13 protein-coding genes and 1 other RNA gene are annotated in these 14,988 nt (G+C 51.3%); 9 read left to right on the plus strand and 5 right to left on the minus strand.

Annotated features, from left to right (window positions below):
- Window positions 1-2: 2 nt before the first annotated feature.
- The 6 genes from INP79_RS06995 (at window position 3) to INP79_RS07020 (ending at window position 5,364) form a co-directional block, all read left to right on the plus strand.
- On the plus strand, window positions 3-578 hold the full coding sequence (locus INP79_RS06995) for a DUF447 domain-containing protein (protein ID WP_194753483.1): 576 nt from the start codon (window positions 3-5) through the stop codon (window positions 576-578).
- Between the two features lie 8 nt (window positions 579-586).
- A complete protein-coding gene (locus INP79_RS07000) occupies window positions 587-1,294 on the plus strand; it encodes a (5-formylfuran-3-yl)methyl phosphate synthase (RefSeq protein ID WP_194753484.1) in 708 nt (235 codons plus the stop codon).
- A gap of 138 nt (window positions 1,295-1,432) precedes the next feature.
- Complete coding sequence (locus INP79_RS07005) at window positions 1,433-2,530, plus strand: OmpA family protein (RefSeq protein ID WP_194753485.1); 1,098 nt, start codon at window positions 1,433-1,435, stop codon at window positions 2,528-2,530.
- 104 nt (window positions 2,531-2,634) lie between these two features.
- Window positions 2,635-3,972 (plus strand): TRZ/ATZ family hydrolase, encoded by a 1,338-nt coding sequence (locus tag INP79_RS07010; RefSeq protein ID WP_194753486.1) that lies wholly within the window; start codon window positions 2,635-2,637, stop codon window positions 3,970-3,972.
- A 37-nt stretch (window positions 3,973-4,009) separates the two neighbouring features.
- Complete coding sequence (gene ubiG / locus INP79_RS07015; RefSeq protein ID WP_194753487.1) at window positions 4,010-4,708, plus strand: bifunctional 2-polyprenyl-6-hydroxyphenol methylase/3-demethylubiquinol 3-O-methyltransferase UbiG; 699 nt, start codon at window positions 4,010-4,012, stop codon at window positions 4,706-4,708.
- A gap of 11 nt (window positions 4,709-4,719) precedes the next feature.
- Entirely contained in the window at window positions 4,720-5,364 is a 645-nt protein-coding gene (locus INP79_RS07020; RefSeq protein ID WP_194753488.1) for an HAD family hydrolase, read from the plus strand.
- Window positions 5,365-5,378: 14 nt separating this feature from the next.
- On the opposite strand, the gene INP79_RS07025 is transcribed toward INP79_RS07020, so the two are convergent.
- The 5 genes from INP79_RS07025 to ffs all read right to left on the minus strand — a co-directional run bounded on the left by INP79_RS07025 (window position 5,379) and on the right by ffs (window position 11,029).
- On the minus strand, window positions 5,379-7,760 hold the full coding sequence (locus INP79_RS07025; RefSeq protein WP_194753489.1) for an EAL domain-containing protein: 2,382 nt from the start codon (window positions 7,758-7,760) through the stop codon (window positions 5,379-5,381).
- A 264-nt stretch (window positions 7,761-8,024) separates the two neighbouring features.
- Window positions 8,025-8,624, minus strand: coding sequence for a recombination mediator RecR (gene recR, locus INP79_RS07030; RefSeq protein WP_194753490.1), 600 nt, complete (start codon window positions 8,622-8,624; stop codon window positions 8,025-8,027).
- Between the two features lie 14 nt (window positions 8,625-8,638).
- The gene (locus tag INP79_RS07035) at window positions 8,639-8,947 is read right to left on the minus strand and encodes a YbaB/EbfC family nucleoid-associated protein (protein WP_194741860.1); all 309 of its coding nucleotides are present in this window, start codon (window positions 8,945-8,947) and stop codon (window positions 8,639-8,641) included.
- A 23-nt stretch (window positions 8,948-8,970) separates the two neighbouring features.
- A complete protein-coding gene (gene dnaX, locus INP79_RS07040; protein WP_194753491.1) occupies window positions 8,971-10,800 on the minus strand; it encodes a DNA polymerase III subunit gamma/tau in 1,830 nt (609 codons plus the stop codon).
- Between the two features lie 132 nt (window positions 10,801-10,932).
- Window positions 10,933-11,029, minus strand: an RNA gene (gene ffs, locus INP79_RS07045) — signal recognition particle sRNA small type.
- 184 nt (window positions 11,030-11,213) lie between these two features.
- On the opposite strand from ffs, the gene INP79_RS07050 reads away from it, so the two are divergent.
- The 3 genes from INP79_RS07050 (at window position 11,214) to INP79_RS07060 (ending at window position 14,964) form a co-directional block, all read left to right on the plus strand.
- Window positions 11,214-13,022, plus strand: coding sequence for a GGDEF domain-containing protein (locus INP79_RS07050; RefSeq protein ID WP_228519751.1), 1,809 nt, complete (start codon window positions 11,214-11,216; stop codon window positions 13,020-13,022).
- Between the two features lie 92 nt (window positions 13,023-13,114).
- Window positions 13,115-14,251 carry a sensor histidine kinase gene (locus tag INP79_RS15635; protein WP_194753492.1) on the plus strand — a complete coding sequence of 379 codons (1,137 nt, stop codon included), beginning with the start codon at window positions 13,115-13,117 and terminating at the stop codon, window positions 14,249-14,251.
- 74 nt (window positions 14,252-14,325) lie between these two features.
- Complete coding sequence (locus tag INP79_RS07060) at window positions 14,326-14,964, plus strand: response regulator transcription factor (RefSeq protein WP_194753493.1); 639 nt, start codon at window positions 14,326-14,328, stop codon at window positions 14,962-14,964.
- Window positions 14,965-14,988 lie beyond the last annotated feature (24 nt).

Raw genomic sequence — 14,988 nt, forward strand, 5'->3', positions numbered from 1 at the left:
TCATGATTTACGAAACGATAGTGACGACCCGTTCGGCGGATGGAGATGTGCATGTCGCGCCATTTGGTATTCAATGGCACGAGGGCAGGGTGCTGATCATGCCTTTCAAACCATCGACGACCTTGCAGAATATTTTGCAAACCGGTTTTGCCGTATTAAACCTCACGGATGATGTGCGCGTATTTGCCGCGGCCATTGCCAGGAAAGCAGCGTTTGCCACTGAGTCTGTCGCCACCGGGCAAGGCGTCAGGCTGAAAGATTGTTTGGCGCATCATGTATTACGGTTGCAGCAGATCGAGGAAGATGAAATGCGTCCCAGGTTATGGATGCAGGTGGTCGAAAGTGCATCGCACGCGCCATTTATGGGCTTTAACCGTGCGCAGGCGGCAGTGATTGAGCTGGCGGTGCTGGTCAGTCGTTTGCATATGCTGCCAGTTGAAAAAATCACCCAGGAAATGCAATACCTGCAAATTGCCATCGATAAAACAGCCGGGCCTCGCGAGCTGGAAGCCTGGCAATGGCTGGTGGATTGCGTCAATAACCACTTGGCGCAACAGAGCGGCCTGCAGCAAGCGTGAGTCAGTCTATGCAAGTATTAGTCAGTGTTAATTCCGTTGCTGAAGCACAATTGGTGTTGTCTGCAGGTGTGCCCTTGGTTGACCTGAAGGAGACCAGCCATGGTGCGCTGGCAGCATTGGACCTGGATCGTTCAACCGCAATTGTTGATGAGATTCAACGATATAGGCAACATACAGCTGCTAAGGATATTATGATCAGTGCAACGGTAGGCGATCACTGTGACACGGTCGATGACCTCATGGAGATGATTACAAGCCGCCTGCAAATCGGGGTTGAGGTGATCAAGTTGCCGGAAGCTATCTGGGCCGAGCCGGTTTACCAGCCGACAATCGCTGCCTGGTTAGCACAAGGCCTCAAGTTGATCGCCGTAATGCATCCCGCCAGCTTGATGGCTGCTAATATGTCTGAGCGGTTACAGGCCCTGGCCCAACAGCATTATTGGGGGGTGATGGTCGATACGACGCAGAAATCGCACGCCTTGATAGATATCGTGTCTATCGCAGTACTCGCTGATTTTGTGCGTGTAGCAAAAGCCGTACAGTTATTCGTCGGCGTTGCAGGTGGGTTATTGCTAACACACATTGAGTCGCTGGCTAAATTGAACCCTGATTATTTAGGATTTCGCAGTGGTTTGTGCGAAGGCACACAAAGAGCGCAAGGCTTATTGGCAGAGCGCGTGCACGAGCTGATTGTAAGAGTGTCAGAAATTTGTTGAATAATTGGTCTCAAACCTAATAAATACGCCTATGAGATGGCACTTAGGGTTGCGTCTGTAGCGACGTTTGCGTATAGTTCAACTTGTAAGTTTTTTCAAAGATGTGGCAAAAAAGCCCAATAACGAAGGAGTCAATGAATGAAAAAAAGTTTTTTAGGCTTGGCAATTGCTTCTGCATTTGTGTTTGCATCGCAAGTTGCGCAAGCTGAAGACATGTATCGTGGCGCTTGGTATGTTGTTCCAGGTGCAACTTACATGAACACTGACAATGATCTCGAAGCTGACAATGGCCGTGGCGGTTTTCTGTCTATCGGTAAAGAGCTGAGCGAGCACTGGGACATTCAAGGCCGTTTGGGTTACAACCGTGCTGACGAAGACACTGGCATTGCTGGCGCAAGCGGTAAATACAAGCAAACGGCTTTGGGTCTGGATGCGTTGTACATGTTCAGCCGCGACAAGTTCCGTCCATTCCTGCTGGCAGGTGTGGGTGCTGCGCGTAACAACGTTGATTACAGCAACGTTGGTCTGTCAGACAAATCAAATACTTCTTGGATGGCTAACGTAGGTCTGGGTGCACAATACTTGTTTAGCGACAAGTTCGGTGTTCAGGCTGATTTGCGTCACCAATGGAGCCGTGCGGATGCACGTAACGCTGCTCGTACAGTAGATGCTGACGAAACAATCGGCAACACACTGTTCAACATCGGCGGTATCTTCCGCTTTGGCGCACCTGCTCCAGTGGTTGAAGAGCCAACACCAGAGCCAACACCAGCACCATTGGCGGCTGCTGAGCCAGCACCTGCTCCGGCACCAGCACCAGCACCAGCTCCAGTATGTAAGCCACAAAACGAAACAGTAACAGTGAGTGCTGAAAAACTGTTCGGTTTCGACAAGGCTAACCTGCGTGAAGAAGGCCGTAAAGTTCTGGAAGAAACAGCTGCCAAGATCAAAGCTAACCCAGAAATTACTGCTGTGATCGTCACAGGCCACACAGACCGTATTGGTTCTGATGCTTACAACCAGAAGTTGTCTGAGCGTCGTGCTAAACAAGTGGCTGACTACCTGATCGCTCAAGGTGTTGATAGCAATATCATCACTTCTGAAGGTAAAGGTAAAACTGAGCCAGTGGTTCAATGCGAAGGTAAAAAAGTAAGCAAAAAACTGATTTCTTGCTTGCAACCTAACCGCCGCGTTGACATCCGCGCTGAAGGCACTAAACAAGTTGGTTGCCAATAATCAGATTTAAGTCTGAATAAAAAAGCCACGCGTCAGCGTGGCTTTTTTTATACCTGTTGTGTTGAGTCAGCATTTTGTCTGCCTGCCTCAGTTATAATCCAGCTATGGTTGATACACAATTTATTATTAAAGCACGCTGGGTGATTCCGGTAGATGCGAACCATACCCTGTTAGAGCAACATGCAGTGTTGGTGGAAGCAGGTCAAATTAAAGCCATAGTGCCCAAAGCCGACATTCCGGCATGGGCGGCCGATTGGCCAGTGGTAGATTGTTCTCAACATGCCTTGATTCCAGGCATGATTAATCTGCATGCACATAGCAGCATGAACCTGTTAAAAGGCTATGCGGACGATTATGCATTGATGCCGTGGTTGAATGACCATATTTGGCCAGCAGAAAAGCGCTGGGTCTCCAGATCGTTTGTGCATGATGGTAGCTTGCTGGCCAGTGCAGAAATGTTGAGTGGCGGCGTGACCACTTTCAATGACATGTATTTTTTTCCGCAAGCCACGATTGAGGCGGTGAACCGTGCTGGTATGCGCGCGCATATCGGCCTGACGGTATTGGACTTCCCGACCAATTATGCAGCGACGGCCAATGATTACATTCGGCTCGGTACTGAGGTGCGGGACCAATATAAGTCCGACTCACATATCAGTTTTTCATTTGCGCCACATGCCCCTTATACCGTCAGTGACCAGACTTTTGAGCAAATCTCTACTTTATCCGAACAGTTGAATTTGGGCATTCATACCCATTTACACGAAACGCAGGCCGAAATATCACAAAGCCTGGAACAATACGGTGTTCGCCCCTTACAGCGTTTACTCGCGCTGGGTATCATTGGCCCCGCCACGGTATTGGCGCATGGCGTGCAGCTGGAAGTGCAGGAATTAGAAACGTTATCAACCCAGGGCGCGCATCTCGCGCATTGTCCGTCTTCAAATTTAAAACTGGCCAGTGGTATTGCGCCAGTGGCTGCTGCGTTAAGGGCAGGCATTAATGTTGGGCTGGGCACAGATGGTGCTGCCAGTAACAACCGTGTCGATATGTGGCAAGAGATGCGCACCGCGGCATTGCTGGCTAAAGTGGTCGACCAGAATGCGGAAGCATTGCCTGCCTATCAGGCACTGGAAATGGCGACGCTACATGGCGCACGTGCTTTGGGATTGCAAGACAAAGTGGGTAGCCTTGAAGTCGGAAAGCAGGCTGATATGGTGGCAGTAAAACTGGATGATTTAAACAGTTTGCCTTGCTTTGACCCTGTTTCGCATCTGGTTTACGTTGCCGGGCGCGAGCAGGTCACCCATACCTGGGTGGATGGTGAGTTACGTTATCAGCGCGCCGTTGATGGACAAAGCGAGTTTGCAGGCATGGAAACAGAAGAATTACGCTCTATTGCGTTGCAGTGGCAACTTAAACTGCAATCTGCCAATAGCTAATGCGTGAGCAATTAAAGATCAAGTAAAAGGAGCGATCATGGCGAATGTGGAAGTCGCAGAGGTGAACAAGTTTGCCGAGTTGGCGCACCAGTGGTGGGATCAACAAGGGGTGTTTAAACCTTTGCATCAGTTGAATCCTTTACGCCTGAATTATATTGACAGCCGAGCATCACTCGCGGGCACGCAGGTGTTGGATGTGGGCTGTGGCGGCGGGATTTTGAGTGAGTCCATGGCGCAACGTGGCGCGCAGGTGACGGGCATAGACTTGGCAGAAAAATCTTTGCAGGTCGCACAGTTACATGCGCTGGAAGCCAATGTACAAGTAGATTACCGTTGTGTGGCCGTTGAGGCATTGGCACAAGAAAAGCCGCAGGCTTTTGATGTGGTGACCTGCATGGAAATGCTGGAGCATGTGCCTGACCCGGCCAGTGTCGTGCGTGCTTGTGCCGCCTTGGTCAAACCTGGTGGCCATGTTTTCTTCTCTACGTTAAATCGTAATGCCAAGGCTTATCTGATGGCGGTGGTGGGCGCAGAGTATGTGCTGAATTTGCTGCCTAAAGGCACGCATGATTACAGCAAGTTTATCAAGCCCTCCGAGCTGGCAGCGTGGATGCGGCAATCGGGGCTAGAGCTGCAGCACCAAACTGGCTTGACTTATCATCCCTTCAGTAAACAGTATGCGCTGACGGTAGATACCAGCGTGAATTACATGCTGCACGCGATTAAAGAAGTCTAACAGGAAGTGAAATGCAAGCTGTATTGTTTGATTTAGACGGGACGCTGGTCGATACCGCCCCCGATTTAGGCTATGCCCTTAATTTGCAACGCGAGCGTCATGGCCTGGCATTTTTGCCAGAGACGACCATCCGCCCGTATGCATCACATGGTTCACGTGGGCTGCTGGAAATAGGGTTTGGCTTGTTGCCGACCGATGCCAGTTTTGAAGCAATGCGGACCGAATATCTGGACTTGTACACACAGGTGATGACGCGCCAACCCGTCTTGTTTGCCGGGATGGCAGAAGCCTTGCAGGCGATCGAACAGCGTGGTTTGCGTTGGGGCATCGTCACCAATAAACCGCGCCGGTTTACCATGCCGATGGTGGAGCATATGGGGCTGGATATACGTGCTGGTGCCGTGATCAGTGGCGATGATGCGCCTCAACCAAAACCATCTCCGCAAACCCTGCTATTGGCTTGTGAGCGTATGGCGATAGACCCGCAAACCGTGCTTTATATTGGGGATGCTGAGCGCGATATACAGGCAGGTAAAGCCGCTGGCATGAAAACGCTGGTCGCTTTGTTCGGTTATTTGTCTGCCACAGACAATCCTCAGGCATGGGGCGCTGATGGCTGCATACAGCAGCCTCAGGAGTTGCTCGCGTATTTATAATGCTGGTCAGCGCATTACTTGCGTGCACTACTGAGTACGGCCATGGCTGCAATATTAATGTCTGCAACCAGAATGCTCTCCAGCGCACCTTGTTCATTGAGAATCGGCAAGGATACGGTGAGGCAGAAATCCTCGGTCGCCGTAGACAGGTAGATGGTGGAAATATACGGAGCGTGTGATTCTGCCACCCGTTGGTAGTAGGCTTGCTGGCTGCGATCTATGCCAGCGCCACCTGCCTTGATTTTTCCATACATGTTCGGGTTGATCCAGTTGGCATAACGCTGTACGCCATTAGGTTCAAGCTCGAAGATGACTTCAAAATAAGGGAATTCTGCAAAGCAGCTATCCAGGTCATGCGACCCGGTTGAACGCTGGATTTTCAGCAATGATTGCAGGGCAGATAACGCCCTGTGTTGCCAGTCAGAGTAAAACTCTTTTTTAGGTAAGATGGTTTGTGGTGGCGTATCTTCTACCACCACGATACTGCCGATATTGGCTTTGCCAATTTTCTTCAGTACGGCTGCCCGTTCGGCAGCCATGACACTATTCTCCAGCAAGCCTTGTTTACCATTCACCACCGCGATAGAGACGCTGGCGACAGGATGATCTTTACCATCTTCGGTCGTGAAGAACCCGCGTTCAAGATCCGTTGCGTCGTACAAGTGAACTGCCAGCGCCTGGAACTGGCTAATAATGTGTAGCAATATCTCGGTGAGCGTTGGGGCATTGTGGTCATAGATCAACACAAAATCATCGCCACCAATATGGCCGACCATCACGCCGGTTTTGTCTTGAAACTCCTGGCGGATGATTTCAGACAATAGCCTGATCATGGCATCGCCACGGATAAAACCGTAGCGGTCGTTGTATGCCTTAAAGTGATCGAGGTCGATATACACCAATTGCGTATTGGGGTTGTTACGCAAGCTATTGTCCAACGTCTGCCTTAAGGTTGGCCCGGTGGTGAGGTGACTCAGCGGATGTAAATTGCCTGTGGAGGCTTTACGGCTGATCAACTGTGCCATGATTTCCATCGGTTGCAGAATGCCGACATAGGCGCCTTCTTCGTTGACAGTAATCCAGATATCGGTATTCGCGCGGTCCAGGTAAAACAAACGTGCCAGCACAGAGGAGGGCATTAGGTGATTGATGACCTTGGGCAATGGGTCGCAGCATGCGCCCAGGCCGGTGACTTTTTTCGAAAACACCTTGCCACGTCGTAACACGCCCAGCGGCGTTTTACCATCGAGAACAACGGCAATGGCGACATCAATATGTGTATTAAATAAGCTTCTGGCTTCCGCAATCGAATTGCTGACATCAATCGTCAGGCCGTGGCTGATAAACTCGCCGATATGAAAGTCATCTGGCACATGTGAGCGGTGGGACTCATCGCGCGCAGGTAGCGCGGTGACCTGGTCGCTGGGGCTGCTTTGCGGATGGGCAAAATAATGGCCTTGTGCATAATGCAAGCCTAAGTCCTGACAGTAGGTAATATCTTCCACCCGCTCCAGGCCTTCGGCAATAATGGTGCAGCCTAGGCGTTGCGCCATGGAGATAATCGCTTCCAGCAGCACGGTTCTGACGCGGCTACCTTGTGCTTCATGCACAATTGCGCGGTCAATTTTGATAAAGTCTGCACGCACCTCTGCCAGAATACGCAGCCCGTTAAAACCAGACCCCATATCATCGAGCGCGATGCGCAGACCGTGCATGCGGATTTCGTCGCAGTAGCGTGCTAGGACTTCCGGATTGGTTTTCTCGCTTTCCACGATTTCTATCACGACGTCGCGTTTATCGATGTTATGCTGGAGCAGGATTTTTAAAATAAAATCCAGCCAGCCCGGACTCATGATGGTTTGTGGCAAGACGTTGATAAAGATGGGTTTATCCGCAGAAATCGATTGTGATTTACCGATCAAGGCCAAATGCTGGCAGGCCAAATCCAGTTCGTGTGTACGCTTAACCTCGGCCGCTAGTGCAAAAGCCTCCATGCCGTTCAGCCACTTGCCTTCAGGCGTTTTTAAGCGGCACAACGCCTCAAAACCAAACACCTTGCCGCCTTGGCCAAAATCGACAATCGGCTGGTAATGCATTTGTACATGCGGTTCAAGCTCAGACAATAGCCAGGGATATTTGTGGCGTGCGTAGAAAGTATTAAAGGGCATGGTCGCCTGTAGTGCTGCCAGGGGATTCATGGGCTGCTGATCCTCAGAAACCAGTACCCAGGTATCCTTAAGGGTGTGCGCGGACTCTTCGGCAATCATCTGGTCTAATATCTGCAGTAGTTCAGCTTCAGTCTGGTAGCGTAATGATGTCTGATTCAGCCCTGAAAAGCGCGGGCTTTCCATGTTGGCATGGCTGTTGGCATCGAAAATATGCAGAAATAGTTCCATGAGAAATCACTTTGCTTGTGAGGTTGAGTGCAGGCTTGCTTATGGCGCTAGCTCACAGAACCCGGCAACTGCTGCGCTGGTTCTGTGACCGATCGCATGACTACTATAACGACTAAGAAAGGTGTTTGTTTATGCGAAGAGCGGGCATAAAAGCCATGAAACAATCTAATTGTCTGCATCAATTTGGTGCGGAAAGAGCACGTCCATCGAGCACGACGCTGAGAGGATGATATGTCGGGGATAAAAAAACAGCGGCCCGGATGCTTAAGTGACTGACTTACGTTCCAGCAATGCCGTGGATAAAGTGCCGCTGTCTACATACTCGATCTCACCCCCCATGGGCAAGCCACGGGCGATACGGCTGACGCGGATGCCACGCGACTTGAGCATCTGGCCAATGTAGTGGGCAGTGGCTTCGCCTTCTGAGGTGAAGTTGGTGGCGACGATTACTTCGTGAATCGCGCTGTCTTGTGCGCGTTTGAGCAAGGTGTCGAGGTGAATGTCTTTGGGGCCTATGCCATCCATGGGGGATAGTTTGCCCATTAATACAAAATACTGACCCTGGTAGCTGCGTGTGTTTTCCAGCATCATGAGGTCGGTCGGCATTTCTACCACGCACAAAATGGATTTGTCGCGGCTAGTATCCTGGCACAGGCCGCACACGCTGTGTTCGCTAAAGTTGTTGCAGTAATCGCAGTGGGCTAGTTTGTCCAGGGCTTGCTGCAAACTGGCGGCCAGTTTTTGTGCGCCTTCCCGATCGCGCTGTAACAGGTGATAGGCCATGCGCGTAGACGACTTGGGGCCAACGCCCGGCAAGCAGCGTAGGGCGCTAATCAACTGTTCGAGGACGGCGGGATTGCTCAAGCGATTTCCTGAAATTAGAACGGCAGTTTGAAGCCAGCAGGCATCACGTTGCCCATTTTGGCAGCGCTGGTTGCTTCGGCCTTGGCTCTGGCATCTTTAAGCGCAATCAACAGCAGGTCTTCCAGGGTTTCTTTGTCGTCCATGGCGGCATCGTCAATCTGCACGCGTTTGACATCATTGTTACAGGTCATGGTGATTTTAACCATGCCATTGCTGGCAACACCTTCGACTTCAGTGTTTGCGAGTTCGGCTTGTGCTTTCTGCATATTGGCCTGCATCATCTGGGCCTGTTTCATCATATTGCCCATGCCACCTTTCATCATTGTCTGCTCCTAAATTATTGTGGTTAATGTAAGGGTTTAATTGAGTTTGGCACAATGGTTGCGCCCATTTCCTGCATCAGGCCTTGCACAAAACGGTCATCCATAATCGCTTGTGTTGCCTGATCTTGTAATTCAGCACGTTCAACCGCTAATTGCCTGGCAGGCGTGTTGGCCTCTTGCCCGGTGACAATATTCAGTTTTAAGCGGCGGCCAAAATGGCTGCTCAAGGCGCTATTCAGTTTTTCCAAATAGTTTGCGCTGGCGAGATGTTTATGTGCCTCGCTGATACGCAAGGTCATGGTATCGTCGTCGTAGCTGACCAATTCGCAGTTCTGCGCCAGTGCGCGCACCAGTCCCAGCTTGCTCAGGTGATTTTCAACCAGTGCACGCCAGTTGCCATCCCAGGCCAGCGGGGCTGACTCACCGTTGCTCACCACCGGCTGTGAAAAGGCCTGTTGTGGAATGTGTTCAAGAGCAGGCATCGCTTGATCAGCCATCGCTGCATGGTTGGCGGGGTTAACGGTAGGCGCCATCATCGGTGCTGGCTCCGCTGAGGGTGTAAGTGCTGCTGCCGTCTTCAGTGACGCTGTTACATTCGGTGCGGCAGGCGTGGCTGGTGGCATAGGCGTTGCCGGGATAGGCTCGCTCGCTGCACTCATCTGACGGCTTTGTGCCAGCGCTGCACGGGCGTTGCCACCAGCATTGCCACGCGGTGTACCTTCTGTGGGGCTGCTACCACCAGTCGCTGGTGCGGCGGATGGTGTCATGGCATCTGCTTTAAATGCCAGCAGCCGCAACAGGGTCATTGTGAACCCGGCATAAGCATCGGGCGCCAGGCCAATGTCACGGTGGCCTAAAATACAAATTTGGTAATACAGTTGCAGCATTTCTGCCGTGAGTTGCGAGGCCAGGTCCAGCAGTGTCTGGCGCTCCGGGTGATCATCAGCAATCGCTTGCGGGCTATATTGCGCCACGGCCAGCAAATGCAGCAAGGCCGCCAGGTCATTCAATGCGCTCTCGAAGCCTATGCTGCGAGACTCCATTTGCTGCGCAATATTGAGCAGAGTGGCCGCATCATTAGCAATCAGGGCACGCAATAATTCGTATAGATAACTCTGGTCAATCGCCCCCAGCATGCTGCGTACATCGCTTTCGCGCACAGACTGGTTGCCATAGGCAATCGCTTGGTCTGTGAGCGACAAGGCATCGCGCATACTGCCGCTGGCGGCACGGGCAATCAATTGCAGGGCGGGCGGTTCGAATGCAATCTGTTCCTGCCCGAGGATATCCTGCAAATGCGCAGTGATAGTACTGCTGGCCATTTGGCGCAAGTTAAATTGCAGGCAGCGCGAGAGAATGGTGACTGGTACTTTTTGCGGGTCAGTCGTGGCCAGAATGAATTTGACGTGTGCAGGCGGTTCTTCCAGCGTTTTCAGCATGGCGTTAAACGCTTCCTTGGTCAGCATATGCACTTCGTCAATCATGTAGACCTTGAAACGGCCAGAAGATGGTGCATAAATCGCCTGTTCCAGCAGGCTGACCATATCGGCAATGCCGCGGTTAGAGGCCGCGTCCATTTCTACATAGTCGACATAACGGCCAATATCAATGGCACGGCATGCTTCGCATTCACCACAAGGAGTGGCGGTAATGCCGGTGGCACAGTTGAGCGATTTGGCCAGGATGCGTGACAGGGTGGTTTTGCCGACGCCGCGCGTACCCGTAAATAAATAGGCATGGTGCAGCCGTTGCTGGCTCAGCGCATTGCTTAATGCTTGAACCACATGGTCTTGTCCGACCAGGCTGCTAAAGGATTTTGGGCGCCATTTACGCGCCAATACTTGGTAAGACATCGCGCACTCTACTGATTAAATGCTATAAGGCAAACCCGTACTTTAGCTTAAATTACCTGCTCATGCTTGACTCAATGCCAACTTAATTGAGACGTGTGTGGCAGCTTGTCAACCGAGAGGGCAGGAATGGGAAGGGGCGAGCCCAACCCCCGGCACTTGCTTGATAGTTGTGGCTGCTTGCTTCCGCACCTGACCAGGTTGGCTACCTTACAATGCGGGGAGGCCCGCGGTCGATATTGTAACGCAAAAAGCATTTTCTATCGCTTTCTTTTTGCAATCTGGCTGGCGTAGCAAGCCGCTACTTTCAAGTGCCGGAAATGACCAATAATCTACCTTCTTATAGTGGCATCAGGCCTCAATTTTTCGCTGCATAATAAGCCATCATTTTTCAACTGTGAATGACTTGACTGACTATGGCAGCGAATAAACCTTCGATGACCGCTTCGGAAATTGCACGTGAAACCATTAAACAAATGGCTGTTCGCCGTGTAGAGCCGACGCCGGATAATTACACGCAAATTTATTTTGAGATTGCGGGTAAACCAGCCAAAGAAGATGCGGCCAGCGCATTACGCAAAGCGCTCAAGCAACTACCACATGACTCGCTGGAGCAGACCAACTGGATTAACCGCTGGGAAAAATTGCTCAAACAGGATAACTGGCAAGGGTTGGGCGAGCTGTTAACCGAGTCCATGCAGCAGCAGTTAAGTCATTCTACCAAGTGGCCGAAAGCAATCCGTACCTTGTTGCAGGCCTGGGATGACAAACGCAGTGGTGTCGATGTTGCCAGAAAGCGCGAAACGCTGGAACGCGTGCTGATTAATTTTGGCAATGATGAGTCTTTATCTGACAAGCTGATCGGCATGGCCAATCACTGGTTGCCGGGTGGCGGAGGCGGTGATGGGATTCAGTTAACAGATATTTCTGATGCCGCCACACCTGCCGCAGCCGTTGAATCGACAAATACAGAGACATTGCCGGCGGATGTACAGCAGTTTCATGGTGCGTTTACCATTTTACAAACCTTGCTCAAACAGACCTTGCAGTTGGGGTTGATTCCTCGTCTGGAGGGCTATCCTGACTTGCAAACAGAGGCCGTCGCTCTGCAGGAAAGTACTGAGCGTGCCAAAAAGCTGAAAGAGTGGGAGGCATTGGCCAAGGCACTCAAGGCTTTGTTGATGCGCGTGGAAGTGATTGGTGCCAAAGAAGACGATGTGCGCGGGGACATCATTGATCTGCTGCATTTGCTGCTATCGAATATTGGCGAGCTGGTGGCCGAAGACAGCTGGTTGAGTGGCCAAGTCTATGCCGTGCAATCGATTATCAGCGGCCCGCTTGATCGCGCCAAACTCAAACAGGCGGAAAAAAGCCTGAAAGAAGTGGTTTACAAGCAGGGCCTGGTCAAACATAGCCTGGTAGAGGCGAGAAACTCCTTTAAAACCTTGATCAGTACCTTTATTGATAAGCTGAAATACATGGGTGAGGCGAGTGAGCTTTACAGCGGCAAAATTGAGAGTTATGCCCAGGAGCTGTCGCAGACAGATGACCTGATTAAAATCAACGAACTGGTCAATCATTTGATGCGTGATACCTCGGTCATGCAGACCGATATCATGCGCTCACATGATGACTTGCTCAATCAGCAACGTGTGGCGGTTGATACCCAGCAACGCATGGAAAAGCTGCAGGAAGAGTTGCAGCAACTGAGTGAGGTCGTGCGTATCGACCAGTTGACGGGTGTACTCAATCGCCGAGGGATGGATGAGGCATTTAGCACCGAAATTGCCCGCTATCGCCGCAGTGGCGAATTACTGAGTGTTGCTTTGCTGGATATTGATAATTTTAAAATGCTGAATGACCAGCATGGGCATGCGGCTGGCGACTCTGCGCTCAAACATCTGGCCAGTGTCGTAAAACGTGCCGTCCGGCCAACTGATATTGTCACCAGGATGGGCGGGGAAGAGTTTGTGGTGATCTTGCCGAATACCAATCTGGAAGAAGCCGTGGTGACGATGAGCCGTTTGCAACGCGCGCTGACCAAAGAGTATTTTCTCGGCAATAACCAGAAGCTGCTGATTACCTTTAGTGCCGGGGTGGCCTTGTTTAAGACCGAAGACGATGTCAACTCGATTCTGTCACGCGCTGACCAGGCCATGTACCTGGCCAAAAAACGTGGTAAAAACCGTGTCATGACCGAGGTCGACCTGCAGGCCAACCCTTAGCTTAGGCAAGAGGTGTCAACCCGGGCGCTGGCAGGCATACCCAGTCGCGCCTGGTCATGATATGCTAAGCGGCATCTTGATCGAGGTGCCATGTGACCACTCCTGTTCTCCATACTCCTCCCACTGCGGGCTCGCCGGCTGATAGCGTCAAAGACGCGTTACACGAAAGCGAGCGCCGGTTTTCCGCCATTGTTTCAAGTATTCCCGGCCTGGTGTTCCAGATGCATATGACGGCAGATGCTCAAGTGGTCTTTACCTACTTGAGCGAGGGCTGTGAGGCGTTACTGGGCATTCCAGCCGCGGCCTTGCTCAAGGATGCGCAAACGCTGTTCAATGCGATGGAGGAGCACTCCGCCAGCCAGTTCAGGCACAATTTGCAAAAATCGGCCCGGCAGCACAAGCGGCTGGATTGGGAAGGTAAAATCTGGATTGCCGACTGGCAGGACATGAAGTGGGTCAATATCCGTGCCACTGTGCAAGATTTAGGGCAGGGCGCGGTGCAGTGGGATGGCATTATGCTCAACATCAGCCAGAGCAAGCACGAAAAGCAGGAAATTGAGCAGGCCAGGCGTGACTTGCAGGCGCTAACCGCCCATATTCACCAGGTCAAAGAGCAGGAGCGTGTCAGTATCGCGCGTGAGATTCATGATGACCTGGGCGGTAACCTCACCGCCATGAAGCTGGGTTTGTCGACCATTATTCAGCAAATCGAAGATAGCCAGCAGGTCAATATGGAACAGGCTACCATGCTGCAAGCCATCATCAATCAAACGTTTGATGCTGTACATCGTATCTCCGGCAATCTGCGCCCCAATATCCTAGACCTGGGATTAGTGGATGCGTTGGAATGGCAGGTGAGCCAGTTCAAAAAGCAATTAGGCATTACTGCCAGGTTTGTGACCAATTGCCACGATCTGGAGTGTGATCCAGACCAGTCTATGGCGCTGTTCCGTATCTGCCAGGAAGCATTATCCAATATTGCCAAATATGCGCAGGCGGACCAGGTATCTGTCGAGTTGTCACTGGTGGACCAGGCCTTGTTCATGACGATTTCTGATAATGGTATAGGCATCGCCCCTGCGGATAAGATCAAACCTAATTCGTTTGGTTTGCGTGGCATGCAGGAGCGCGCAGCTGCGTTGGGCGGTGAGTGTCATATAGAGGCCTCGTCAAGTGGGCCTGGTACTTGTATACATGTGCGTGCGCCATTCATGGCGATCGCGTCGTGACAGAAATGCAGATGCGTTTTACAATCGCAGTCATAAAATGACCAATGTCACATTGGCAACGTTGAGGGAATAGCTTGGATACAAAAATTAAAGTCATTATTGTCGATGACCACGCCATTTTACGCTCTGGCATAAAGCAGATATTGATCGCCAGTGGTGATATTGAAGTGGTAGGGGAGGCGGAAAATGTGGCGCAGGCCATTAAATGTGTGCGCGAGAAGCCTGCCGACGTCATGCTGCTGGATATTTCCTTGCCGGACAAAACTGGTATTGAAGCGCTTAAATTAATTAAACGTGAAAATGCGGCGTTGAACATCCTGATGTTATCCATGTATATGGAAGAGCAATATGCCGTACGTTCCATCCGTTCTGGTGCCTCAGGCTATCTGTGCAAGCATACTGCGTCTGAAGAGTTGCTCACGGCGATTCACACACTGGCCAAAGGCAAAAAGTACATTACGCCTAATGTGGCGGAAATTCTGGCCGAGCAGGTCGGTAACGACCATGCCGTGGCGCCACACGAAGCGTTGTCTGACCGCGAGTTCCAGGTCATGCGGTTGATTGCTTCAGGGAATTCGGTGAGTGAAATTGCCGATAAACTGGCCTTGTCGGTGAAGACTGTCAGCATGTATCGCGCGCGCTTGCTGGAAAAAATGCAACTGAAACACAATGCGGATATCACGCATTATGCGATTAAAAACCAGTTGGTATAATCGTTGAGAACACAATAAAAAAGG

It is taken from the genome of Methylophilus sp. QUAN (assembly GCF_015354445.1).
Classification (GTDB): Bacteria; Pseudomonadota; Gammaproteobacteria; order Burkholderiales; family Methylophilaceae; genus Methylophilus.